Origin of the sequence: Pseudarthrobacter cremeus (genome assembly GCF_051857465.1) — a bacterium.
Lineage (GTDB): Bacteria > Actinomycetota > Actinomycetes > Actinomycetales > Micrococcaceae > Arthrobacter.
The window spans coordinates 260,830-282,570 of the sequence record NZ_JBPZHC010000006.1; the positions used below are offsets into that span (position 1 = coordinate 260,830).

The window sequence follows — 21,741 nt, forward strand, 5'->3', positions numbered from 1 at the left end:
CCTGAAAAGAGGCGTCCCGGTCAGCTGAGCTGGCCGGGACGCCTTACGTCCAGGAGTTGGCGGTTGCCCCGCCAGTCCCGCCAAGAAGCGGGGCCAGGGCCTTCCAACGGGCAATCTCGCACCCGTCCGTCCTTTGGAACTTCGCGTTGACCTTCCGGCCATGGAAGGTCCCGGTGACCAGCGCGACCTGCGGTCCGCCGTACTGCTGGGTGCAAAGTTTCGGTGGCCCCGGCAGTGGGAAAAAGATGTCCTGCCCATACCGCTCCAGCGCAGCCAGCGCGGCCTCCGGATCCGGCAGGGTGGATCCGTCCATGACCTGGCCGGCGTCTGCGACCAGCCGGAACCGGTATTCACCGGCGTCCGGTTCCTCCCTGAGCCTGATGGTCAGGTCTATGGGGTTTGTCAGTTCCGGGCTTTCCATGTCGTCCCTTCGGATCACTGCATGTCCAAGGTTCCAAGCGGCGCCAAGGCGTGTGCCAGGCGGCTGCGAAGCGCCGCAGCCTCGGCCGCGAAGGAACGCTGGTGCTCCACGTAGGCGGCTTTGCCGTCCGGAGTCTCAATCCTGATGGCAGGATAGCCCCATTCTTCAAGATCGTAGGGGGATGCCTGCATGTCCATGGCCCTGATCCGCCACGACAGCTCAAAACAGTCCATCACCAGTTCGCTGGGCAACGCCGGGAGGAGCTTGTAGGCCCATTTGTAAAGGTCCATGTTCGCGTGCAGGCACCCCGGTTGTTCCAGGTGCCGCTGGTTCTCGCGGGTGGGCGCCAACTCGTTGCGCGGGACGGCGTCCGGAGTGTAGAAACGGAAGGCATCGAAGTGCGAACACCGTATCCGGTTGTCCTCCACCACCTGGTCCGTTCCGGCGGAGCCGAGCCTCAGCTTCAAGTACTCGTGACGCAGGTCGAACTTGTCCTGGCGGTAGACCATGGCCCATTCATGCAGTCCGAAGCAACCGAACTGGGCCGGCCGTGCCGCGGTGCCGCGGAGAATGATGCCGGCAAAGGTCACGGCCTCGTGCCGGTCGGCCAGGAATTTCCCGCGGTCAAAAGTGACTGCGACGCTGCCCGGCCGCAGACCGACCAAGGCGAGTTCGCCGTCGTCGAGCCTTCTGTAGTGCTTCCAGCCGGTGCGGGCAACGGCAGGCTCACCTGAAAGCACGACGCCGGCACCCGGGTGCCAGCGCAACAGCTGGCCCGGTTTTTGGGTGTAGTAAGTGAACAGGAAGTCCTCTACGGGATGCTTCCTGCCGGCCGAGCGCCGGGCAAGGTAGGGATCGGCGTAACGGCGGACGCGCCGGGCATGCGCGTCTTCGCGCTCACTCCAGGCCCCGGCCGCCAGCAGGCTAAGCTGCTCCACCGCTGGCACCCAGTACGTCCCGGGCGGCGTCCCAGGCGCCAATTTCGCAGCCGTTGGTCCGGGCAAACGTGGCATCCACGGGCGTCTCGTCCACAATCCCCGTGACGGTTGCCTGTTGCGGTCCGCCGTACTGCTCGGTGCACGCCCGGGCGGTGCCCCTGGTGTCCGGACTGAGGAGGGCGGCGTTGTTCTTCAGGGCGGCGCACGCGGCCTCCGGCCTGGGGTGCTTGCTTTCCGCAGCGGGAAGGCCTTCGCGGCAGACCAGGGTGTAGTTCAGCGCAGTCTCGGTGGGGGAGGGCCTGACCGTGATGGAGAGTTCCGCATTTCCCGCCCCGGGTCCCGCCGTGGGGGCGGGGGGTGCGGACGGCGACGGCGCCGGGACGGAGGTTTCCGTGTCCGGACCGGGGGCGTCGGAGACGCTCGCAGTGGGACTGACGGACGAGCTGGCTGCGCCTGCGGTGCTCGGGGCGGTGCCGCCGGGGGTGGGCGTGCACGCGGCGAGCCCGGCAACGGCCAGTGCCGCGAGCAACGGCCGAAGTGTCCGCGGCCGTACCGTTCGCAAGCGCATTAACCCTCCTAGGTTGCTGCCATTTTACGCCCCGGGCAGGATCCTCAGGATTCGTCCACCGGGTCCGGGTCGCCTCCAGCGGTAGCGGCAATGAGCCCCATCATGGATCTGTGCAGCTCGCTGACCTCTTCACGGGTCAGTCCCAGACGCTCCATCATGGTGCCCGGGACGGCGAGGGCCTGCTGGCGCAGCGCTGCTCCGGCCGGTGTCAGGCCCACGGCAAGGGCGCGTTCGTTTCCGTCCACCCGCTGGCGGGTGAGGAATCCTGCTTCTTCGAGCCGACGAAGCAACGGCGAGAGGGTGGCAGGCGCCTGCGCCAGGGCTTCACTGATACTGCGCAGGGTGCGGGGCGCGGATTCCCAGAGACACAGCATCACCAGATATTGCGGGTGGGTCAGCCCGAGTTTTTCCAGTACCGGCTTGTACGCGCCCACCACACTTCTCGAGGCCACTGTCAGGGCAAAGCACAGCTGCTGTTCCAGCAGGAGGTCATTGTCCTGCTGCAGGGCAGCGCCGGGTATGGCAGTCATTTGCGATCCTCCAAATACTTAGTGCACTAATTGTTAGCGTACACTGGACGAAGGAATTCGTTCTATCGAAGGGTCGCTCCAATGGCTAAGGACAGCACGGGCGGGCGCGACAACGCGTCTCAGCGGTTCATGCGCGCCACCGGAAGGCTGAGGGCAATTTTTGGTCCCGCCAACCGGAGTTCGCTGGTCCATGACATGACCGAGGAGAACAAGCGCCTCCTAGCCCAGCGCGAGGTCGAAAGCCAGCAGTGGGAAACCCTGCAACGCCCTGATGGCAGCACCTACGTTGTTCCGAAGAACCGGGACGACCAGTCCCTTCGCTGAGCTTCGCGCCCGGCATCACACGCGTTTGGTCCCGCAAACCCCGCGGGGCCATTTTGTGCCCCCGGGCGTAAAATAGGGGCACTGGCTCCAGTTAGGGCCGGCGGCTCTTTTCGCCCGTAATGCGGGAAGGGGGTGGAAATATGGCACATGCACTCAGCGGTTTCATGAACCTCACTGAGAGGCTGCGTTTCGTCTTCGGGCCGGCAACACGCCTCGATACAGATGCTCCGGTGGTGCACAAGCACGACGATTTCGAGCAGGCCTCTGAGGAAGAACTTGCCCACTTCGTTGTGGAATCGGACTCAGAGGGCCACCACTACGCAGTCCGCCGCGAAGAGCTCGGGAAGCAGTCCTGAAGCAGAGCAACGCGGGGTCATTTCCTGCCTGATAAACGAAGGTTATCGGGCAGGAAATGACCCCGCGTTGCGTCTGATCTGCGTTTAGCGGCCCGTGCCGCCGTAAACCGTTGCCTCGTTCTCGCTGTCCAGGTCAAACGCCTTGTGAATGGCGCGCACGGCGTCGTCCAGCAGGTCGGCGTGCGTCACCACGGAGATGCGGATTTCCGAGGTCGAGATCATGTTGATATTGATGCCGGCGTTGGACAGGGCCTTGAAGAAGGTTGCCGAAACGCCCGGGTGCGAACGCATGCCGGCACCGATCAGGGACAGCTTGCCGATCTGTTCGTTGTATTCGATGTTCTCGAAGCCGATCTCCTCCTGCGCCGCCTTCAGGGCGGCCAGTGCGTCCGCGCCTTCGACGATCGGCAGGGTGAAGGAAATGTCCGTCCGGCCGGTGCCGTGCGTGGAGACGTTCTGCACGATCATGTCGATGTTGGAGTGTGCATCGGCAATGACCTGGAATATGGCGGCGGCCTTGCCGGGGATGTCCGGAACGCCCACCACGGTGACTTTGGCTTCGGAACGGTCGTGTGCAACGCCGGAGATGATTGGCTGCTCCAAGGCAACTCCCTCTTGAGTGGTGATCTTGTCGTCGGCGCTGGGGATGACCCAGGTGCCTTCGTTCTGGCTGAATGAGGACCGGACGTGCAGCGGAACGCCGAACCGGCGCGCGTATTCGACACAGCGCAGGTGCAGGATCTTTGCGCCCGAAGCGGCGAGTTCCAGCATTTCCTCGCTGGAGATGGTGTCAATCTTCTGCGCGGACGGCACCACGCGGGGGTCCGCGGTGTAGATGCCGTCCACGTCGGTGTAGATCTCGCAGACGTCCGCGTCGAGCGCTGCCGCAAGCGCGACGGCGGTGGTGTCCGAGCCGCCGCGGCCCAGGGTGGTGATTTCGTGGGTGGTCCGGCTCATGCCCTGGAACCCGGCGACGATGGCGATGTGGCCCTTGTCCAGCGAGGTGCGGATCCGGTGGGGGTCGACGTCGATGATCCGCGCCTTGCCGTGGATGCCGTCGGTGATCATGCCGGCCTGGGACCCCGTGAACGACTGGGCTGAGGCGCCGTACTTGTTGATGGCCATGGCCAGCAGGGCCATCGAGATGCGTTCGCCGGCGGACAGGAGCATGTCCATTTCCCGGGCGGGTGCGGAATCGGTCACCTGGGCGGCGAGATCCAGCAGCTCGTCCGTGGTGTCACCCATGGCGGAGACCACCACCACAACTTCATTGCCGGCCCGCTGTGCATCCACGACGCGCCTTGCGACGCGTTTGATGCCCTCGGCGTCCGAAACGGAGGACCCGCCGAACTTCTGCACGATCAGCTGTTTGGTCACGGCAGCACCCTGGGGCAGCTCCTGAGGCTGGGTTGCTGTGTGCACTTCGGTAGTGGGCGTACTCATGCGCGTACCTTCACTGGATCAATCGGAGTTCTGGACGTCAGGCACAGCCCTTGAGGGCGCGACGGCGTGACTTTCAGTCCAGTTTATCGCCGCAGGCAGCAGGGCGTTGAATTGTGACCGAATCTCAGCCGTGCGCCCGCCCCACGGATCACACCGCGGGACTACGCTCGGATAGTCAGTATGCATGCCACGGTTGGGGGACAGGTGCTCGGAGAATGACTGCAAATCAGGAAGAGATGGACGTGCCGGCGGAGCCGGAACAGCGCGACGACGGCGGCATCACCGCCACCGGTGTCAGCAGAAGCTTCGGGCAGGTGCACGCCGTCGAACACATGGATTTCCATGCGCCGGCCGGAAAAGTCACCGCCCTGATCGGGCCCAACGGGGCCGGCAAGACAACCCTGCTGCTGATGCTGGCCTCGCTGCTGGCGCCCGATTCCGGCACCGTCACAGTGGGAGGGCTTGATCCGCAGCACCACCGCTCCCAGGTGCGGAGCAGGATCGGCTGGATGCCTGACACCCTGGGCGTTTGGGAGTCGCTGACGGCCCGCGAGATCCTCACCCAGATGGCGCGCTTCTACCGGTTGCCCAAAGCCGGTATTGCGCAGCGGGTTGCCCAGATGCTGGACCGGGTCCGCCTCACCGACCTCGCCGACCAGCCGGCCCGTGTCCTGTCCAGGGGGCAGCAGCAGCGGCTCAGCCTGGCCCGCGCGTTGATCCATGATCCCTCCGTCCTGCTCCTCGATGAGCCCGCGTCCGGACTTGACCCCGGATCGCGGGTGGAGCTCCGGGTGATGCTGCGCCAGCTGGCCGCGGAGGGGAAGGCGATTGTTGTCTCCTCCCATGTGCTGAGCGAGCTTGATGAGATTGCCGACGCCGCCGTGTTCGTCAACCGGGGACGGACCGTCCGGCACCAGACCACGGAGGAGGCGGCCGCTGCCGGCCGGCGCTACGCCATCACCGCGGCGGACACCTCGGCACTCACCGCCAAGCTCACGGACCTGGGACTTGCTTTCCGGGTTGAGGACGGCCGGCGGCCGGCCACCAGCCTGCTGCTGCTGAACGACGACGACGCCGCGCGCCTGCTGCGCGACCTGGTGCTCGCCGGCGTCGTGGTTACGTCTTTCGCGCCCGCCTCGGGTGCCTTGGAAGAGACTTACATGAACCTCGAGGGGGAGCGGCGATGAGCCAGGTGACAGATTCAGCGCAGCATCCACCGGCGTCCGGTGCGGCCGCCGGCTATGTTTCCGGTATCCGCGACGTGGTGGTCCTTGAGCTCAAGCAGCGGCTCCGGTCCCGCGGCTGGTACATCATGCTGGCCATCTGGTTTATTTTGACCGGCCTGGTGACCTGGTTGACGTGGGCCAGCTGGAATGCCCAGCGGGAGGCGCAGCGGACCTATGGCAATTACGTGCCTCCCGGGTCCGAGGGCCCGGGATCCATGATCTTCGAAGTGGTGCTGGCCTTTGTCCTCCTCTTCGCGTTGTTGGTGGCCCCCGCGCTGTCCGCCAACGCCGTCAACGGTGACCGTGCCGGCGGAACCCTTGCCATCCTGCAGGTGACCCTGCTCCGTCCCGGGCAGATCCTCTGGGGAAAATTCCTGGCTTCCTGGTTTGCGGCACTTGCCTTCCTAGTGGCCAGCACGCCGTTCCTGGTGATCGGGGTTGCCTTGGGCGGCATGACGCCAGGCCACGTGGTGGTGGCACTGTTGATGCTGGCTGTTGAAGTCGGCGTGGTCTGCGCCGTCGGCGTCGGAATTTCCGCCCTGGCCGGCAGGCCGCTGTTCTCTATCGTGGTCACCTATCTCGCTGTTGCCGGGCTGGTGTTCGGCACACTGATTTCGTTCGGGCTCGGCACGGGCCTCTCACAGGGCACCATCATGGCGAACCAAGCGCAGTCCCGCGGCTACTCTCCTTATGAGCCCCTGCAGGAACAGCCCATGCCGATGGAACCTGAGTACACATGCTCCGGGCCCCTGATGGAGCGGCCGGCGGTGCACACCGAGAGGGTGGCATGGATGCTGGCCATGAACCCGTACGTGGTGGTGGCCGATGCGATTCCGTACCCTGTCCGGGCCACCAGCAATTTCGGCACGTCCCCGCAAGGCGCCATCGAATCCATCAGCCAGGCTGCGCGCTACGCCATGGCCGGTCCCGAGGGCACGTATCCATGCGCCAATGGCGAGGCAAAGCCGCGTTATCTGGCGCAGGAAACTCCCTTGTGGCCGCTTGGGCTGGGACTGCAGCTGCTGCTGGCCGCCCTGCTTATGTGGCTGGGATGGCGCTCACTGCGTACACCCGCACACAGGTTGGCGCGGGGAACGCGCATCGCCTAGGCCGCCACTGGACACACCTGATCCAAAAGATCACGATTGGACTATCCGGTGAGTCCACCGGTGACGGCGGGCGCTGGGGCTGTACATCGGAAGGGGGCCTCGGCCTGTGCCTGACGACGACGATTGGCCGGATAAGTCCCGGCCCATCGAAGAACCCGTTTATGAGGCCATCGGCCCTGGGGCCCTCAATGAACCTGCTGGTGAGAACGGGGAGGGCGCGCCTCCAGGCGCGCAGATCGCCCGCGCGGTACTCGGCCAGGCTTTGGAGGCCGGTCTTGTCAGCGTCCAGTCCGGCAGGTTCTGGGCGCTGACAGCAGCGGCATTCCTGGGCTCAGTGTGTTGTGGGCTGGTGCTGGCAATTGGCGTGGTCACCGGGGGAGACCTGCCTCCCGAGGCCTTAACGTGGGCCTACATTCTGACGGCCGCCTCGCTCATCGTGGTTTCCTGTGTGCTTGCAGTCAGGTGGACGATTAATCAGGCCGCCGCCCTGAAGGGGGCTGAGCGTGATGAAGGTCCCGGTGCAACTGCAGCCGGTCCACTCCAGGACTGGGCGGCAGCCGGTGGCCGCGGAGCGGCCTTTGCCGCGGCGGCCGGAGTTTTCCTCCTCGTTCTGGCGTATCTGTCCGGGTCCCCGCCGGCCCTGGCCGGGGTCGCCGCAGCAGTGATCCTGCTTGAGTTCCTGGTCTTTGGGGCGATCGGGGCAGGCGCGTCAGCGTGGTCGAACCGGACCGCGGGGCGGTTCCTGGGCTGGACCGCGGCCATCACCCTCCTGGTGGGAAATGTGATGGCCGCCGTTGCCCTTTTGCCCGCCGTAAGGTCGTATGAGCGGGTTGTGGTGGCGATCAATATCGAGCGGGATGAATCGGGCCGTGCGGTGTCCTGGGGGTGCCTGCCCGAATCCAAGGGCCTTGCTGAGGTTTACCACACGGAGCGGATCGCGTGGCTGGCAGCGGGCAACCCCCTGGTGATCTTCGCCCTGCTGGCCGGAGAAACCGATCCCCGGGAGGACTCGCTTGCGTGGCTGCCGGGGGAGCTGCAGAACGCCGCGGAGGGCTCCCAGGTGCCCTGCGTGGAGGGCAAGGAACGCCAGGCGACAGGAGCCGAGTTGCCGTTGGCCGTTGCTGGCGTAGCCCTGCAGTTGGGCGTGGCCGGGGCATTTCTTGGCGGCGGCCAGTTCGCCTTCCGTCGGAGGTCAGGGTCAGACGGCTGAGTCCGACGGCCTGTCGAGCCTGAACATCAGCAGCGGGAAACCTTTGCCAGAGCTCTGCTGGTCCGTCTGGAGGGCCGGATCCTGCTGAAACCCGAGACTTTGGAGGAGCCTGATGGACGGAGTGTTCGGTTCGTAGACGCCCGCGACGACGGTGCTGGTTCCGGACGCGGCGAAGAGCCACTTGACCAGGGCCGCGGCGGCCTCGCGGCCGTACCCTTGGTGCTGGTGGTCCGGATGCACGACATAGGCCAGGGCGGCGTGCCGGACTGGATGCCGTCCGGCGGCCACCTCGCCCGAAGGGGTGAGGCGTGAGCTGTTCCAGGTCCGGGCATCGCCCACGATCTCCCCGGACTCCCGCAGGACAATGGCCCAGCTGTAGTTGAACCATTCGGGCGTGGACGCCGCACTCAGCGCCAGTGCCTCCGCCAACCTCCCCCGGTTTGCCTCCGCTGTGAGGGGTCCATGGGAAAGGTACGTCGTGGCGGCCGGATTGCCGCGGAACCGGTGGATGGCCGCTGCGTCCGAATCGAGCACCAGCCGAAGCAGCAGGCGCTCGGTGACCAGCGGCCCGACCCCCTCCAACATCACGGTCTGCCCGATTCTTACGTGAGGGCGTTCCGGCGGCCCTCGAAGGCCCGGCCGAGGGTGACCTCGTCGGCGTACTCAAGGTCACCGCCCACGGGAAGGCCGGAGGCGAGCCTGGTGACCGCGATGCCGATCGTTTTCAGCATCCGGGCAAGGTAGGTGGCCGTCGCTTCGCCTTCCAGGTTGGGATCGGTGGCGATGATGACTTCCTGGATGGCGCCGTCGTTGAGCCTGGTCAGAAGTTCCCGGATCCGGAGCTGCTCGGGTCCCACTCCTGCGATGGGGTTAATTGCCCCGCCAAGCACGTGATAGCGGCCCCTGAAGGACCGCGTGCGTTCCACCGCGAGGACGTCTTTGGATTCCTCCACGACGCAAATGACTGACGGATCCCGGCGGGGGTCCCGGCAGATGTTGCACAGCTCCTGCTCCGTGACGTTGCCGCACACAGTGCAGAACTTGACCCGTTCCTTCACACTGGTGATGGCTTCAACGAGGCGTTTCATGTCCTGCGGATCTGCTTCGAGGATGTGGAAGGCCAGCCGTTGGGCGGACTTTGGCCCGACACCGGGAAGGCGTCCGAGCTCGTCGATCAGCTCTTGGACTGCACCTTCGTACACGTTTTCCTCTTTTTGGTCTGGAGTGGATGGAGCTACAGGCGCGGGTGCGCCTGCGTGCGGTGGTCTTGCCGGCCCTAGAACCTCGGAACGATGGGGCTGCCGTCCGTGGACCGTTCCTCGATCAGCTTCCCGCCCAGAATACGCTCGACGGCAGCGCGTCCAAAGACACCGGATTCTTCGATGGTTTCGTCGTCGGCGCTGGGGATGTCCTGGACCAAAGCGGCCACAGCGCGGGCCGGCGCTTTGGCCCGTCCGGCTTCGGCTTCAGGGCTGTTGGAGAGCCTTTGGTAGAGGCTTTGCCTGGCCGCGGCCGCTGAGGCCGAGGCGGCAGGCGCGGGCTGAAGGTGCGGCGCAGGCGCAAGAGCTGATGCCATGGCGTACTCACGGACTGGTGCCGGCTCTGGAACCGCGGGCTGTGGAGCCGCGGGCTGTGTAGCCGCCGGTTCCCCGGCCTGCGTCGCCGAGGGTTGACGTCCGGGGGTTTCCTGAACCTGTCGCAACGGTGCGGCTGCCTGGCGCTGACCGCCGTCGAACGTGGAGCGTTCGGCTGCGACGGCATCGGAGGCGGCCTTTTCAGCTGCTTGTCTGGCTACTGGTCCGGTTACCTGCCCGGCTGCCTGTTCTCCCAGTCCCGCCTCACTGGGAAGCAGGCCCCAGCTGGCGTCTGCTTCGGACAGGCCATTCACCCGTGGGGTCTCCGGGACCTGCGCAGTGGCCGGCTCGTAGCTTGGTGCAGCGGCGGGGGTGAAATCCTGGTTGGTGACGGACGCTTCGATGCCCTTGCCCACGTTGGTCTCTGAGCCAATGACCCAGATTCCGGGCGCCTGCTCGACGGCACGCGTCCAAGGATCAGGGGCTTCATCGGGCTGCGATGGAGCCACCGGGCCAGAGGCACTGCCGGGGCCGGCGGCGCGGGCAGGCCGCTGTACCGTTCGCGGGGCGCTTTTGCCGGCTGGAGCCGGCGAGGACTCCTGCGGCGAGGGCTTGGCCTTGGCCGTCGAGTGTCCCGGCCCGGTCGGAGCGGACGGGTCCCAGTCCATGGGTGGTTCCTCGTCCAGCGGCGGAGCATCTTCGTCGCGCGGGGGGCCCCAGTCGTCGTCCGAATAAGCATAGGATCCGTCGTTGCCGGCGGCGGGCTCCGGCCGGCCCGGTGCGGGATCCTCGGGTGGGGTGCGTTCCTGTGACTCCTGATCCTGTGCCGGCTCAACCTCTGGGGCCTGATTCTGCAGTGCCGAGGCAGGCGCCCCGGGGTGTTCAGCGGCGACGGCTGCAGGGTGCTGCACTGCGGCAGGGTGCGGCGCTGCGGGCGGAGCCGGTTCGACAGTCCGGGGCACAGCTGCCGGGGAGGCTGCGACGGCGGCTGGCGGGGAAACGGTGCCTGCAGGGGCCAGGCCCCAGGCGACGTCGGCGGAGCTTGCCGGAGTTTCCGGGCTAGCGGGTGCTTTTGGGTTTGGCTCAGAGCTCGCTGCGCTGCTGGCGCCGCCGGCGACCGCCGTGATCTGGCAGTCGATGCCGACGGTTTTGTGGATTGCCTGCCGGAGGTTTTCGGCATGGTCGGCCCGGCCGAACGCGCCTGCCAACCCTGTGGTGGTGAAGGACAGTGTCAGAACCTGGCCGTCAAAAGCACCGACCTGGGCGTTGGGCTCCACGAGCGCCCAGGTGCTGCGCTTGATCCTTGACAGCGTCTGCAGGACCTCCGGCCAGGCGCGGCGCAGGACTTCGACGTCGCCTGCCGCCGCCGGCCCGGCGGTTACCGGTGCTGCCGCTGCGGCCGGAGAAGGGCCCTGGAGACCTGCGGCCGGGGCACCCACGGCCTGGGCACCTGTTGACGATGGTGGGGCTGCCGACTGTGCGGCCTGCGGGACCTCGGCAACGGGACGTGCCTGCGAAGAAGCCTGTCCCTCGGCTTCAGGACGACCCTCCCGGGCTGGCGCTCGAACGGGGCCGGACGCGGCAGGAGATGTCCGGCCGCCTGCGGGCTCGTCAACCGGCCAGTCGTTGGTGCTCACCCTGGGTGCAGTCAGAGCCGGGCGGGTTTCGTCCCTCGGGGAGACCTGCGGTGCGGCCGGTTCAGCCGACGGAGCAGTAGCTGGCCGTCCCGCCGCTGGCTGTAGCGCCGCGGGTGCCTGTTCCGCCGCAGGTTGCTGTACCGCTGCAGCCGGTTGTACTGCCGCGGCTTGCCGGGCAGCCTCGGGAGCTCCCGGGGCGGAAGCGCCGACGTCGTTCCCTGCATAGTTCAGGCGCCGCTCCACCCGGTCAATGCGTGCTGCAATGCCGCGTTCGGTCTGTTCCGAGCTGGGCAGCAGGATGCGGGCGCAGAGGAGCTCAAGGTGGAGGCGGGGAGACGTGGCACCGGTCATCTCCGTCAGTGCCGTGTTGGTAACATCCGCAGCACGTGAGAGTTCAGCGGCACCCAGGTTGTGCGCCTGGTTCTGGAGGCGCGCAATCTGGTCCGCGGGCATGCCGCGCAGAATGACCTGGGCGCTTTCGGGCATGGCCTGGACGACGATCAGGTCGCGGAAGCGTTCCAGCAGGTCCTCGACAAACCGGCGGGGATCGTGGCCGGTCTGAATGACGCGGTCCACAGCGCGGAACACCGTGGCGGCGTCGGACGCGGCAATGGCTTCCACCACGTCATCCAGCAGCGAGGCGTGGGTGTACCCGAGCAGGGCAACCGCCAGTTCGTAGTCAAGGCCGTTGGGACCGGCCCCGGCCATCAGCTGATCCAGCACCGACAGGGAATCCCGGACTGAACCGCCGCCGGCCCGGACCACCAGGGACAGCACGCCGGGGGCAACCGGAACGTTCTCCTGGTTGCACAGAAGCTCCAGGTACGCCATCAGTGGCTCGGGCGGAACAAGCCGGAAAGGATAGTGGTGGGTCCGCGAACGGATGGTGCCGATGACTTTGTCCGGCTCCGTGGTGGCGAAGATGAACTTGATGTGCTCCGGTGGCTCTTCGACGATCTTGAGGAGCGCGTTGAAGCCGGCCGACGTGACCATGTGGGCCTCGTCAATAATGAAGATCTTGTAGCGGTCCCGCACCGGGGCATAGGTTGCGCGTTCGCGGAGGTCGCGGGCGTCGTCCACGCCACCGTGGCTCGCCGCGTCGATCTCGATGACGTCGAGGGAGCCGGAACCGCCGCGGGCAAGTTCAATGCAGCTGGGGCAGGTACCGCAGGGAGTATCCGTGGGGCCCTGGGCACAGTTGAGGCAGCGGGCCAGAATGCGCGCGGACGTGGTCTTTCCGCAACCGCGCGGGCCGGAGAAAAGGTAGGCGTGGTTGACGCGGTTTTTCCGCAGGGCCGTCATCAGCGGCTCTGTGACATGTTCCTGCCCGATAACGTCAGCGAAGGAGTCCGGACGGTATCTGCGGTAAAGGGCGGTGGTAGTAGCAGTCACGGGAAAACACTACCAATCCGGGCCGACAATCAGGATTCCTCGCTGATGGTGGCCCTCTCGGGAATAGTAAAGACCCCCCATGCACCCGCCAGAGCCCGTTTACCCTTGCTACCTTCCGGTCCTGGGGGAGTTCAACAGGATGACGCCACATGAGGGGCCGCAGACAAGTTTACCCGAAGATTCGGAATGGTCAGGACGCAACGGGGTGGCCCCCATGAGGCCAGGCGGGGCCGGCCTTTTACCGCCAGCCATCCACCGGCCAACTCATGAATGCAGGCTCCTCGTACGGGTGGGCGGCACGCAGGGCCAGCACGACGGCGTCGAGCAGCTTCTCCTCTACGACGCATTCGATCCTGTCTTCGTCCACTGTTGCCGATTTTCCCACCTCGCCGATGAAGGGGGAGGAGCCCGGCCGCGGTGTGAACCGGCCGGTGCCCGGCGTGACGAAGGAACAATGCGAGTAGTCGCCGATCCGGCCTGCACCGGCGCCGCCGAGAGCCGAAAGCAGCGTCCCGGTATGGGTAGCAGGGACATATACCACCAGGGCATGCAGGCGCGTCATGGCTCCCATCCTGCCAACACCTGCTGGTGTCCGCGCCCACTTTTCATTGCTAATCCGGCGGGCAGGCCTGATCATGGGTATGTACACCGATTGGGGCAATCTCAAGATTGTGAGCTGCGGGGCCTGGCGCGAGGGCCGGACCCGGCAGCTCAACGGGTACCGGTGGAATGGGCGCGTTGGGGGCGTCCATTTTGGCGTTAATGCGCAAGCTCCGTCCCGTCGTGCCAGCCTCTTCCGTGCCGGTACTCCTGCCACGGCAGCGGCGGCCAAGGCATCAATTGGGCGGAGTCGAAAAGTTCAGGTAGTCTAGTATCTGCTTTTGATTCAGAAGCAGCTGGAGAATTCGCCTAGCGGCCTATGGCGCACGCCTGGAACGCGTGTTGGGTTAACGCCCTCGGGGGTTCAAATCCCCCATTCTCCGCGCAATTAAATCCCGGTCCTGACTTATGTCAGGGCCGGGATTTTTGCTTTGTTCCGTAATTCGGGTCCTACGCAATCCCGCGCCCAGGCGACCAGGAAATTCCGGCATCGCTGTTGTCCTCTTGGTCTGCGCTCAGCGGTCGAAGTCGTAGCCCAGACGACGGAGCCGTTCGCGGGCGGCCAGCTCGCTGGGTCCTTGACGTCCCAACGCGAGGCGTACGACGCCGAGAGTCACCTTGGTTGCGAGCCGCACCGGAAGGGGGAACGGCCCCACGGACGGGACGCGAAGGCCAAGCATCCGGCGATACTTCGGCTCAAGGCTGTAAACGGCTCCGGCGAACATCACCCGGTATCCCGGACGAAGCAGCGGGTGCAGCGGGGGATCGCGGAGGAACGCAACAGTCTCTGCGAGCCGGCTGTCCACCCGGAGCTCTCCGTCGTCATGCCAGCGGTCCAGCTGGCGGCGCATGTCAGCTTCGCTCAACGGCGGGTCCGCCACCCCCATCAGCTCCCCGGCCTGCGCCCACTCGCGGACGTAGGCATCCGGGCCGCCGGGGATGGTCCCGCCCCAAAGTTTGTGGGCCGTCAGAAACGCGTCCACAAACGCTATGTGCACCCACCGGGCCAGATCGGGATCGTTGGCTGCGTAGCTGAGCTGCAGGCCATGGCCATTGGTGTAGCTGCCCTGGACCGGCTCGTGCAGGCGCCGGAGGCGGGCCGAGGCTGCCTCCGCGGCGGCCCTGGAGCCGTACGTGACCGTAAAGATCCAGCGGATGGTCCTGGCCAGCCGGCCCAGGGGGTCCTCCCGGAAATTCGAATGTTCGTGGACGCCGGCCAACGCTGCGGGGTGGAGTGCCTGCATCAGCAACGCCCGGATCCCCGCGACGATGGTCGGCATGGAACCGTGCACCGCCCACACTGCCGAGCCCGGCAGGTGATAGCCGGGGTCGTCCCCTTCGGCCAGACGCGGAACCCAATCCGGAACCGCGTCGGAGCTGCCCGTGAAGGCCCGCTTCAGTTCGCCCTGCCATTCCCTGAGGAGGTTGCGCATACACCCATTCTGACGCAGATTCCTTGTGCCAAAGGCTGCCTGCGCAGGGGTCCACAAAATATCCACAATACGGTTGGCGCCGGGGTTCACAGGTTCCATCCAATGTGTTCCCATGGGAGAGTACGCCTGTTCGGATTGGGGTCCGGGTTGGGTCTATCCGGGAGTCGATTTGTGGGAAATCATTGGGGATCAGGCCGCGATAGGGAGTCCGCAGGACCCTGTGCTTTAGCGGTGCGCGTCTTCGCGGCGGCCGCGGCGGTTGCTGCCTCCGCTCTTGCCCTCGGCCTCCCTTGGGCCCCTCAATTCGGCGGAACGTCCGACGGCGGTCCCGCCGCCGTGAGCGCAGGTTCTGCAGCGTCGGAGGCCCCCCTGCCTTCCACCGGACATGAACCGTCCGGAACCGTCGAACAGCCGGCGCCGCCAGCTCAGGCCGGCGGCTTCCTGACCGATGCCAGGGCGCTGGTTCCCTTCAACAGAACCATCGTCAGGACAGTCGGGAAGGGCGGGCATCCCCGGCTCAATGTGGCGTCAGCGGATCTGAAGCGGCCCCCCAAAGGATCGCTGATGGCTCCGCTGGAAGTTCTTACACCCAGTTCGCCCTTTGGGTACCGGGTCAGCCCGCTGACCGGCGCCCGCGGGGACTTCCATCTCGGGCAGGACTACGCGGCCCGTTGCGGCACCAGGGTCTATGCGGCCGACTCGGGTGTGGTTCGGGCCGCGGGATGGCACCCGTGGGGTGGCGGCAACCGGGTGGAGATCGATCACGGCAACGGCCTCATCACCACTTACAACCACTTGGACGCGATCGCAGTGCGGACCGGCGATTCCGTTCAAGTAGGCCAGGTCATTGCGCGGGTCGGGACCACCGGGTGGTCAACCGGCTGCCACCTGCATTTCGAAACCATACTCGGCGGCAAACACACCAGCCCGCTTAACTGGACCCTCATTCCCATCCGGCAGTTGGATGATCTGGCCGACATCGCCATGGTGAGTTTCGAGGCCGGCCCTTCGTCCCCGGCGGCAGAGGCCCTCCGCTGGGCCATCCCGGTTGCCGCGGACCAGACCCACAGGGTGCTTTTCGGCGACGACGAACTGCGCGACCCGCCCGGCCCTGACCCGACCGCCCCCGCGTCCGAAAGCGCGACTCCGACGGGCAGTGCCTCGCCGACGGGCACTTCCACCGCGTCTGAAACCCCGACGCCGACAGGCACGTCGCCGTCCGGGACTGCCACGCCGTCGCCGACGGGCACGTCGCCGTCGGGGACTGCCACGCCCTCGCCCACGACGACGCCGTCGACCACCACCGCAACTCCGACGCCCACGCCGACCACCACCACCGCAACTCCGACGCCCACGCCGACCACCACCACCACAACACCGACGCCCACGCCGACCACCACCACCACAACAGCGACATCCGGGCGGCGGGACCGAAGGACGCAGGAGCCAACTCCAACACCAACGACTGACCCAACGACTGCCACGGGCTCCGCCATAGCGGATCCCGGGAGCGGGGAAACCTCCGCGCTCCCGACGGCCGGATCTTGAGAGGAGGCACCGCAGTGGACCCGTACGATGGCCTCTTGGCTACGAATCACCCGTATGACCCACTTCGGAAGGACCCCCTCATGACGGCCCTGCACTCCATTCCCCTCACTCTCAACGACGGCTCCGAGACCGACTTTGGCCGCTTTGACGGAAACGCTGTCCTGGTGGTCAATGTGGCATCCAACTGCGGCTTCACCCAGCAGTACGCCGGGCTCGAAACCCTCTACGAAAAGTTCCGCGACCGGGGCCTGGAAGTCCTCGGCGTCCCCTGCAACCAGTTCGCCGGCCAGGAACCCGGAGACGACTCCGAAATCGCGGAATTCTGCGAACGCAACTTCGGCGTAACATTCCCGCTGACGTCCAAGGCCGATGTCCGGGGCAAAAACCAGCACCCGCTCTATGCGGAACTGACGAAATTCAAGTCCGGAATGTTGCCCGGACTGGTCAAGTGGAACTTCGAAAAGTTCCTGGTCAGCCGCGAAGGCAAGGTGGTGGCCCGCTTCGCACCCGCGGTCGAACCGGATTCGGCCGAGATCATTGACGCGATTGAGGAGGCCCTGTCCTGACGAGTGCCCGGCCGTCCGGCTTGGACGTGTCCCGGCAGTAATTCTTTTGCCTTTTTCCAACTCGGCGGCGGGGATTTGCCTAATGTTTGCCAAATGTCTGGTTGGATTAGGCGTACTGAAGGTAGAAGGGAAGAGCAGCTTCCCGCCGACCATAGAGGTAGCAATGAAGCACATCGAGGCCGAACACCCCCGGCCACGCCACTTCCTTCTCCACCTGAGCGATCCCCATCTGATGGGGGGTCCGGAACCCCTCTACGGCGCAGTTGACAGCGAAGCCAGGCTTTTTCAGCTTTTTGAGGAAGTCCGGGCCTCCGGCGCCAGGCCCGAAGCGGTTATTTTTACCGGCGATCTTGCGGACCGGGGTGAGGCCGAGGCCTACGCCAAGCTCCGGGCCATCGTCGATCCGGCCTGCCGGGAGATGGGCGCCCAGGTCATCTGGGCAATGGGAAACCATGACGACCGGGCGAACTTCCGCAGGGGCCTGCTGGACCAGGTGGGAACCGATGACCCAGTGGACCACAGCTATTTCCTCAATGGCCTGCGCGTCATCACCATGGACACCTCCGTGCCGGGCTTCCACCACGGTGAACTGAGCGCTGAACAGCTGGAGTGGCTGAGCCGGGAACTCGAGACTCCGGCCCCGGACGGCACCATCCTTGCACTGCACCACCCCCCGGTTCCGTCCGTCCTGGACCTTTCCGTCCTCGTGGAACTCAGGGACCAGGCGTCCCTGGCAGCGGTGGTCCGTAATTCAGACGTCCGCACCATCCTGGCCGGTCACCTGCACTATTCGACCACCGCCAGTTTCGCCGGCGTACCAGTCTCGGTCGCCTCCGCATCGTGCTACACGCAGGACCTCAACGTGCCGGTGGGCGGCACCCGCGGACGCGACGGCGGCCAGTCGTTCAACCTGGTCCACGTCTACGAGCACACCATCGTCCACTCTGTGGTTCCCTTGGGCAGCTCCCACACCGTGGGCGAGTACGTTACTCCAGAGGAGACCAGCCGGCGGCTGGCCGAAGCCGGAGTGCTGATCCCGGACACGGCGAAGGCCTCGGTCAAAGCAACATCCAAAGCCGGACTGCCCGTGGTCGGCTAGGAGCCTATAGCTCCCAAGGGGCCTTGATCGGGAAATACTTCTCCAGGAAGTCCGTCACCAGCTGGGCGCGTTCATCGGCAGGTACTTCGGGGAAACTGCCATCATTCAGGCAGAAGAAATCCACGTTGCGTTTGGCCAGAAGCTTCGGCAGGTAGTTCAGCCCGGCCCTGACAGTGGTATCCACGTAGCGGACCTTGGCTGAAGTCTGCGTGACCGCCTGGCCCGTGAGAAGCGCGTAGTAGTGATACAGCGAGTTGGTCACCGAAATATTGTCGGCGGCGCGGAAGCGGCTCGCGGCCGTTTTCTTGAACTCGCCGGGGAATTCGCTCTCCAGCCTGTCGATGACGCTGCGCCGCAGCGGGGCGGCCGCGTGCTCCAGGTGCCGGGTTGTGATCCGTCCAAAACGGTCCCACAGCAGCTTCCGGTTGACCCGGGCGGCGTTCTCGAAACCGCTGCGTTCAGCCGCGTTCTCGCCGAGGCCGATCCTGGTCTCCGCCTCAATGAACTTGGTGATGCCGCCGGGCGTGAAAAAGGTGTCCGGCCCCACGGGACGGCCGAAGAACATGTCGTCGTTGGAGTACAGGAAGTGCTCGGACAGGCCCTCGATGTTGTGGAGCTGGCACTCCACGGCCTGGGAGTTATGCGTGGGCAGCACAGAGGGGTCGGAAAAGAACTCCTCGCTCCGGACGATGGTCACGGACGGGTGTTCGGCGAGCCAAGAGGGTGCGGGGGAGTCGGTTGCGATGAAGATCCGGCGGACCCAGGGGGCGAACATGTACACCGAGCGCAGGGCGTACTTGAGCTCGTTGATCTGCCTGAAGCGGGCTTCGCTGTCGTCCCCTTCGCCCAGAACCACGCCTTTTTGCTGGGCGCGGCGTGCCGCGATGTACTCCGGCGAGCTGCCATCGACCCACGAGAAGACCAGATCGATGTCGAAGCTGATGTCGCTGGCGTGGTCGGCAAACATGTTCTCGATGGTTGGCCAGGTGTGGCCGTAACGCTCGACGGTCCCGCGGACAGCGTCCTGGGTCAGCATGGTCCGGCGGGTCAGGGAGTTTTCGATCGGCAGGATCAGCTGATCGCCCTCGAAGCTCCAGAGCTCAATCTGGACGCCGGCTGAGGAACCGAACTCGAAGCCGCCGTCAGGCTCTACACGCGGACGGTACAGACGGAAGATCCGTGCCTGCCGGTTGGGGGAAAGCTCTCCGTCGGCCACCAGCACGGACGATTTCTTTTTCGCGTCCACCGTCATGGAGTAGACGGGCTCGTTCCGGCAGGCCTCCACCAGGGCGGCGCGCAGCTTCTTCCGGTCCTTCCAGTCAAGGGCAATGACAGGACGGTCGTTGTTGCCCCGGACCAGGAGGTAGTCCAGGCCCGCACCCGCGAGGACGCCGCGCAGGAACAGCAGGTCCTCCACCATCGCCTGGTAGGGCGTCCGGTTGTGGTTAATGAGGGCGTACCTGCCCTTGTGCCGCACGACGTCGGCCCGGTTCTTGAGGCGCGCCACAGCGGCCGGCGATGTTACTTCGGTGTGGACCCGGGCTTCTTCGGATGCCTGGCCGCCGTAATAGATCTCGTCCTGGACAGGTGCTTCTGTAATGGTTGTCTCCGTCGCGGCTAAATGGTAGGGGTTCTTATCTGAATAATAGCGGTACCGCCAAAACGGGCACGCCGGAGGCGGGCGTCACGCGGCCGGTGGACCGGGGCTCAGCCGGCCACGGCCTCCCGCCACTTGCGCAGGAAGGCCCCGCCGGCGTCGTCGTGAATGACCTCTTCCCCGAGCCCCAGATCCGCGGCGGTGAGCACCTGGTATGGCTTCACCGGTACTCCGTCTGCCGGGCGGACGTCCACGTGCTTGACGGGATGGTCGTTGTGGTGCAGCCAGTCGGCCATGGCGTAGTCAGTCCGGGAGTCTCCCACGGTCCGCCAGGCCTGCGGGGTGATGCCCTGGGCCGCCAGCAGTTCAACTGCCCGGCTGGCCCCCAGATCCTTGCCGAGGCGCACGGATTCAATGTCCGTGGAAATGATGGTGGGGTCCACGCGGTAGTCCACCTCATCGTCGGAATTCGGTTCATGGTGGTCCAGGCGGACAACGCCCAGGCCGTGCCGGGCCATCAGCTGCATGGCCTCGGCGTCGAAGAGCTTCTGTTCGGCCAGGTAATCGGCGGAAGCCACCTCGATGTGCTGTTCCACGGACACCATGGCGCGCTTGGTCTCGTCGAAGAACATGTGGGCCGAGTAGTCCTCGGCCACCAGCCTGCGGACGTCGTCTCCGTAGGCGCGGGGAACGGCCAGTTCGTTGTCGACGTGGATGGGGCCCGGCCCGGCGGCGGTGTAGCTGAACCAGACGGCGCCCTTCTCGCAGATGGCGTGGATGACCGTTCCGGCGGGAATGCCGGCGGCAATCATCGGTTCCATGACCTGTTCCCGGATAAAGGAATCCGAACGTCCTGTATTGAAGATGACCGGAATGCCGGCAGAAGCGAGGGCCACCATGTCCGCGATGATCTCGGGTTTCACCTCACGGGTCACCGGGCTGGCGACCGGTCCGTCGACGTCGAGCAGGAGCGCGAGGGGCGGAGCGGACGGCAGGCGGACGCCCGGCGTGGAACCGGCAGGAAACTCGTGTGCAGTCATGGCTCCATTCTGTCAGCCGGCGGCGTCCGTCCCGGCGCCGGCGGGCGAAGTCCCGCGGATGTGACGGATGGTCACTGTTTGGCTACAACCTGAGGACGCCGCGGGCCTGACACTTCTCTTGGGAAGCCAAGATGCCTAGTGTGGCATGGTGATCTTCAAAGCTGTGGGCGAAGGACGCCCGTACCCCGACCATGGCTACAACACGCCCAAACAGTGGGCATCGCTTCCGCCGCGGCCCGTGCGCCTTGACGAACTGGTGACCACCAAGCGGACCCTGGACCTGGAAGCGCTCCTGGCCGAAGACTCCACGTTCTTCGGGGACCTCTTTCCCCACGTGGTCCAATACCGGGGAACCCTGTACCTCGAGGACGGGCTCCACCGGGCTGTCCGGACCGCGCTGCACCAGCGGACCGCCATCCACGCCCGCGTATTGGTGATCGATGGCTAGGAAACCGACGGACGTCAGCGTCCTGCACGGCCACCGCGTGGTGACCGGGCCTGAACTGCGGGCAACCTTCGAGGCTGCGGGGGATCCTGACGACCCCGTCCGGCTGCGACGCAGGGTGGTCCACGGCGTGGTGCTCGTGCTGCTGCTGGGGCTGATCGTAGGTGCCGTCATCACCGCCCTGGCCATCGTGAACGGCCAGCTCAGGATTCCGGCGGCGGAAGTCAGCGATGAGCCGGCGGCACTCTGCCCCGCGGCCAGTTTCGACTACACCCCCAACGAAAAGATCAACCTGAACGTCTTCAATTCCACCAGCCGCCCGGGCCTGGCCAGGACGGTGGCGGATGAACTCCTGGGCCGGAAATTCGTGGTGGGTGCGGTGGCCAATACCGACGCCGGCTACCGGGGCGTTGCCGCCGTGCTGTCCGGGGCCGCCGGGCAGTCGGCGGCGTTCAGCGTCCAGCGGAACGTCCCCGGCTCGGACTACTTCCAGGATGGACGGGCGGATGCCAGCGTGGACCTGATCCTCGCTGGAGACTACAAAGCGCTTGCCGCCGCGGACCAGGTGGACCAGACCCCCGGGAAGCTCAGCTGCCCCCGGGAGAGCAGGCGGATCGCCGACGACGCCAAGTGGCCGGTCATTCCCACCGCCGCCCCCACGCCGTAGGACCCCCGTCCTGTGGAG

The 21,741-nt window shown here is 65.9% G+C and carries 22 protein-coding genes, 1 tRNA gene and 1 other RNA gene; 11 read left to right on the forward strand and 13 right to left on the reverse strand.

Annotated features, from left to right (window positions below):
- Window positions 1-43 precede the first annotated feature (43 nt).
- Genes ACS5PJ_RS13370 through ACS5PJ_RS13385 form a run of 4 tightly spaced genes read right to left on the reverse strand, consistent with a single transcriptional unit; the run spans window position 44 to window position 2,457 of the window.
- Window positions 44-421, reverse strand: coding sequence for a YegP family protein (locus ACS5PJ_RS13370; RefSeq protein ID WP_439435359.1), 378 nt, complete (start codon window positions 419-421; stop codon window positions 44-46).
- A gap of 14 nt (window positions 422-435) precedes the next feature.
- Window positions 436-1,368: a 3-methyladenine DNA glycosylase gene (locus ACS5PJ_RS13375; protein ID WP_439435360.1), complete on the reverse strand. Its 933-nt coding sequence runs from the start codon at window positions 1,366-1,368 to the stop codon at window positions 436-438.
- The gene (locus ACS5PJ_RS13380) at window positions 1,346-1,927 is read right to left on the reverse strand and encodes a serine protease inhibitor (protein WP_439435361.1); all 582 of its coding nucleotides are present in this window, start codon (window positions 1,925-1,927) and stop codon (window positions 1,346-1,348) included. The genes ACS5PJ_RS13375 and ACS5PJ_RS13380 overlap by 23 nt, the downstream gene beginning before the upstream one ends.
- Before the next feature lie 44 nt (window positions 1,928-1,971).
- Window positions 1,972-2,457 (reverse strand): MarR family winged helix-turn-helix transcriptional regulator, encoded by a 486-nt coding sequence (locus ACS5PJ_RS13385; RefSeq protein ID WP_439435362.1) that lies wholly within the window; start codon window positions 2,455-2,457, stop codon window positions 1,972-1,974.
- Window positions 2,458-2,538: 81 nt separating this feature from the next.
- On the opposite strand from ACS5PJ_RS13385, the gene ACS5PJ_RS13390 reads away from it, so the two are divergent.
- Together ACS5PJ_RS13390 and ACS5PJ_RS13395 are read left to right on the forward strand one after the other, a co-directional pair.
- Window positions 2,539-2,781, forward strand: a complete 243-nt coding sequence (locus tag ACS5PJ_RS13390; RefSeq protein WP_439435363.1) for a hypothetical protein — start codon at window positions 2,539-2,541, stop codon at window positions 2,779-2,781.
- 140 nt (window positions 2,782-2,921) lie between these two features.
- Window positions 2,922-3,137, forward strand: coding sequence for a hypothetical protein (locus ACS5PJ_RS13395; RefSeq protein ID WP_439435364.1), 216 nt, complete (start codon window positions 2,922-2,924; stop codon window positions 3,135-3,137).
- A gap of 84 nt (window positions 3,138-3,221) precedes the next feature.
- On the opposite strand, the gene ACS5PJ_RS13400 is transcribed toward ACS5PJ_RS13395, so the two are convergent.
- Window positions 3,222-4,580 carry an aspartate kinase gene (locus ACS5PJ_RS13400; RefSeq protein WP_439435365.1) on the reverse strand — a complete coding sequence of 453 codons (1,359 nt, stop codon included), beginning with the start codon at window positions 4,578-4,580 and terminating at the stop codon, window positions 3,222-3,224.
- A 215-nt stretch (window positions 4,581-4,795) separates the two neighbouring features.
- Between ACS5PJ_RS13400 and ACS5PJ_RS13405 the strand changes: the two genes are divergently transcribed.
- The 3 genes from ACS5PJ_RS13405 (at window position 4,796) to ACS5PJ_RS13415 (ending at window position 8,125) form a co-directional block, all read left to right on the forward strand.
- Entirely contained in the window at window positions 4,796-5,767 is a 972-nt protein-coding gene (locus tag ACS5PJ_RS13405; RefSeq protein ID WP_439435366.1) for an ABC transporter ATP-binding protein, read from the forward strand.
- Window positions 5,764-6,915, forward strand: a complete 1,152-nt coding sequence (locus ACS5PJ_RS13410) for an ABC transporter permease (RefSeq protein WP_439435367.1) — start codon at window positions 5,764-5,766, stop codon at window positions 6,913-6,915. The genes ACS5PJ_RS13405 and ACS5PJ_RS13410 overlap by 4 nt, the downstream gene beginning before the upstream one ends.
- 106 nt (window positions 6,916-7,021) lie before the next feature.
- A complete protein-coding gene (locus tag ACS5PJ_RS13415) occupies window positions 7,022-8,125 on the forward strand; it encodes a hypothetical protein (protein WP_439435368.1) in 1,104 nt (367 codons plus the stop codon).
- On the opposite strand, the gene ACS5PJ_RS13420 is transcribed toward ACS5PJ_RS13415, so the two are convergent.
- The 5 genes from ACS5PJ_RS13420 to ACS5PJ_RS13440 form a co-directional block, all read right to left on the reverse strand.
- Entirely contained in the window at window positions 8,114-8,710 is a 597-nt protein-coding gene (locus ACS5PJ_RS13420) for a GNAT family N-acetyltransferase (RefSeq protein WP_439435428.1), read from the reverse strand. The genes ACS5PJ_RS13415 and ACS5PJ_RS13420 overlap by 12 nt on opposite strands.
- A 17-nt stretch (window positions 8,711-8,727) precedes the next feature.
- The gene (gene recR, locus ACS5PJ_RS13425) at window positions 8,728-9,327 is read right to left on the reverse strand and encodes a recombination mediator RecR (protein ID WP_439435369.1); all 600 of its coding nucleotides are present in this window, start codon (window positions 9,325-9,327) and stop codon (window positions 8,728-8,730) included.
- A 74-nt stretch (window positions 9,328-9,401) separates the two neighbouring features.
- Window positions 9,402-12,728: a DNA polymerase III subunit gamma and tau gene (locus ACS5PJ_RS13430; RefSeq protein ID WP_439435370.1), complete on the reverse strand. Its 3,327-nt coding sequence runs from the start codon at window positions 12,726-12,728 to the stop codon at window positions 9,402-9,404.
- Between the two features lie 65 nt (window positions 12,729-12,793).
- An RNA gene (gene ffs, locus ACS5PJ_RS13435) (signal recognition particle sRNA small type) lies at window positions 12,794-12,890 on the reverse strand.
- Window positions 12,891-12,966: 76 nt separating this feature from the next.
- Window positions 12,967-13,290: a YqfO family protein gene (locus ACS5PJ_RS13440; RefSeq protein WP_439435371.1), complete on the reverse strand. Its 324-nt coding sequence runs from the start codon at window positions 13,288-13,290 to the stop codon at window positions 12,967-12,969.
- 336 nt (window positions 13,291-13,626) lie between these two features.
- Between ACS5PJ_RS13440 and ACS5PJ_RS13445 the strand changes: the two genes are divergently transcribed.
- A tRNA-Ser gene (locus tag ACS5PJ_RS13445) sits at window positions 13,627-13,711 on the forward strand.
- 132 nt (window positions 13,712-13,843) lie between these two features.
- On the opposite strand, the gene ACS5PJ_RS13450 is transcribed toward ACS5PJ_RS13445, so the two are convergent.
- Entirely contained in the window at window positions 13,844-14,761 is a 918-nt protein-coding gene (locus ACS5PJ_RS13450; protein ID WP_439435372.1) for an oxygenase MpaB family protein, read from the reverse strand.
- Between the two features lie 231 nt (window positions 14,762-14,992).
- Between ACS5PJ_RS13450 and ACS5PJ_RS13455 the strand changes: the two genes are divergently transcribed.
- From ACS5PJ_RS13455 to ACS5PJ_RS13465, 3 genes are all read left to right on the forward strand, one after another.
- A complete protein-coding gene (locus ACS5PJ_RS13455; RefSeq protein WP_439435373.1) occupies window positions 14,993-16,309 on the forward strand; it encodes a M23 family metallopeptidase in 1,317 nt (438 codons plus the stop codon).
- 80 nt (window positions 16,310-16,389) lie between these two features.
- Window positions 16,390-16,875: a glutathione peroxidase gene (locus tag ACS5PJ_RS13460; RefSeq protein WP_439435374.1), complete on the forward strand. Its 486-nt coding sequence runs from the start codon at window positions 16,390-16,392 to the stop codon at window positions 16,873-16,875.
- Window positions 16,876-17,038: 163 nt separating this feature from the next.
- Window positions 17,039-17,974: a phosphodiesterase gene (locus tag ACS5PJ_RS13465; RefSeq protein ID WP_439435375.1), complete on the forward strand. Its 936-nt coding sequence runs from the start codon at window positions 17,039-17,041 to the stop codon at window positions 17,972-17,974.
- A gap of 4 nt (window positions 17,975-17,978) precedes the next feature.
- Here ACS5PJ_RS13465 and ACS5PJ_RS13470 read toward each other — a convergent pair whose 3' ends face one another.
- Both ACS5PJ_RS13470 and ACS5PJ_RS13475 read right to left on the reverse strand, forming a co-directional pair.
- Entirely contained in the window at window positions 17,979-19,394 is a 1,416-nt protein-coding gene (locus ACS5PJ_RS13470; protein ID WP_439435429.1) for a stealth family protein, read from the reverse strand.
- Window positions 19,395-19,681: 287 nt separating this feature from the next.
- Window positions 19,682-20,611: a Cof-type HAD-IIB family hydrolase gene (locus ACS5PJ_RS13475; RefSeq protein WP_439435376.1), complete on the reverse strand. Its 930-nt coding sequence runs from the start codon at window positions 20,609-20,611 to the stop codon at window positions 19,682-19,684.
- A gap of 148 nt (window positions 20,612-20,759) precedes the next feature.
- Here ACS5PJ_RS13475 and ACS5PJ_RS13480 point away from each other — a divergent pair, with 148 nt between their 5' ends.
- On the forward strand, window positions 20,760-21,059 hold the full coding sequence (locus tag ACS5PJ_RS13480; RefSeq protein WP_439435430.1) for a type II toxin-antitoxin system VapB family antitoxin: 300 nt from the start codon (window positions 20,760-20,762) through the stop codon (window positions 21,057-21,059).
- On the forward strand, window positions 21,052-21,723 hold the full coding sequence (locus ACS5PJ_RS13485) for a LytR C-terminal domain-containing protein (RefSeq protein WP_439435377.1): 672 nt from the start codon (window positions 21,052-21,054) through the stop codon (window positions 21,721-21,723). Before ACS5PJ_RS13480 ends, ACS5PJ_RS13485 begins: the two co-directional genes overlap by 8 nt.
- Window positions 21,724-21,741: the final 18 nt, after the last annotated feature.

What these genes read in the sequence shown, in the direction of transcription:
- ACS5PJ_RS13370 (WP_439435359.1), bottom strand. Translation starts at nt 421, where the DNA reads ATGGAAAGCCCGGAACTGACAAACCCCATAGACCTGACCATCAGGCTC.
- ACS5PJ_RS13380 (WP_439435361.1), bottom strand. Translation starts at nt 1,927, where the DNA reads ATGCGCTTGCGAACGGTACGGCCGCGGACACTTCGGCCGTTGCTCGCG.
- ACS5PJ_RS13385 (WP_439435362.1), bottom strand. Translation starts at nt 2,457, where the DNA reads ATGACTGCCATACCCGGCGCTGCCCTGCAGCAGGACAATGACCTCCTG.
- ACS5PJ_RS13390 (WP_439435363.1), top strand. Translation starts at nt 2,539, where the DNA reads ATGGCTAAGGACAGCACGGGCGGGCGCGACAACGCGTCTCAGCGGTTC.
- ACS5PJ_RS13395 (WP_439435364.1), top strand. Translation starts at nt 2,922, where the DNA reads ATGGCACATGCACTCAGCGGTTTCATGAACCTCACTGAGAGGCTGCGT.
- ACS5PJ_RS13400 (WP_439435365.1), bottom strand. Translation starts at nt 4,580, where the DNA reads ATGAGTACGCCCACTACCGAAGTGCACACAGCAACCCAGCCTCAGGAG.
- ACS5PJ_RS13405 (WP_439435366.1), top strand. Translation starts at nt 4,796, where the DNA reads ATGACTGCAAATCAGGAAGAGATGGACGTGCCGGCGGAGCCGGAACAG.
- ACS5PJ_RS13410 (WP_439435367.1), top strand. Translation starts at nt 5,764, where the DNA reads ATGAGCCAGGTGACAGATTCAGCGCAGCATCCACCGGCGTCCGGTGCG.
- ACS5PJ_RS13420 (WP_439435428.1), bottom strand. Translation starts at nt 8,710, where the DNA reads ATGTTGGAGGGGGTCGGGCCGCTGGTCACCGAGCGCCTGCTGCTTCGG.
- ACS5PJ_RS13440 (WP_439435371.1), bottom strand. Translation starts at nt 13,290, where the DNA reads ATGACGCGCCTGCATGCCCTGGTGGTATATGTCCCTGCTACCCATACC.
- ACS5PJ_RS13450 (WP_439435372.1), bottom strand. Translation starts at nt 14,761, where the DNA reads ATGCGCAACCTCCTCAGGGAATGGCAGGGCGAACTGAAGCGGGCCTTC.
- ACS5PJ_RS13460 (WP_439435374.1), top strand. Translation starts at nt 16,390, where the DNA reads ATGACGGCCCTGCACTCCATTCCCCTCACTCTCAACGACGGCTCCGAG.
- ACS5PJ_RS13465 (WP_439435375.1), top strand. Translation starts at nt 17,039, where the DNA reads ATGAAGCACATCGAGGCCGAACACCCCCGGCCACGCCACTTCCTTCTC.
- ACS5PJ_RS13470 (WP_439435429.1), bottom strand. Translation starts at nt 19,394, where the DNA reads ATGGTGGAGGACCTGCTGTTCCTGCGCGGCGTCCTCGCGGGTGCGGGC.
- ACS5PJ_RS13475 (WP_439435376.1), bottom strand. Translation starts at nt 20,611, where the DNA reads ATGACTGCACACGAGTTTCCTGCCGGTTCCACGCCGGGCGTCCGCCTG.
- ACS5PJ_RS13485 (WP_439435377.1), top strand. Translation starts at nt 21,052, where the DNA reads ATGGCTAGGAAACCGACGGACGTCAGCGTCCTGCACGGCCACCGCGTG.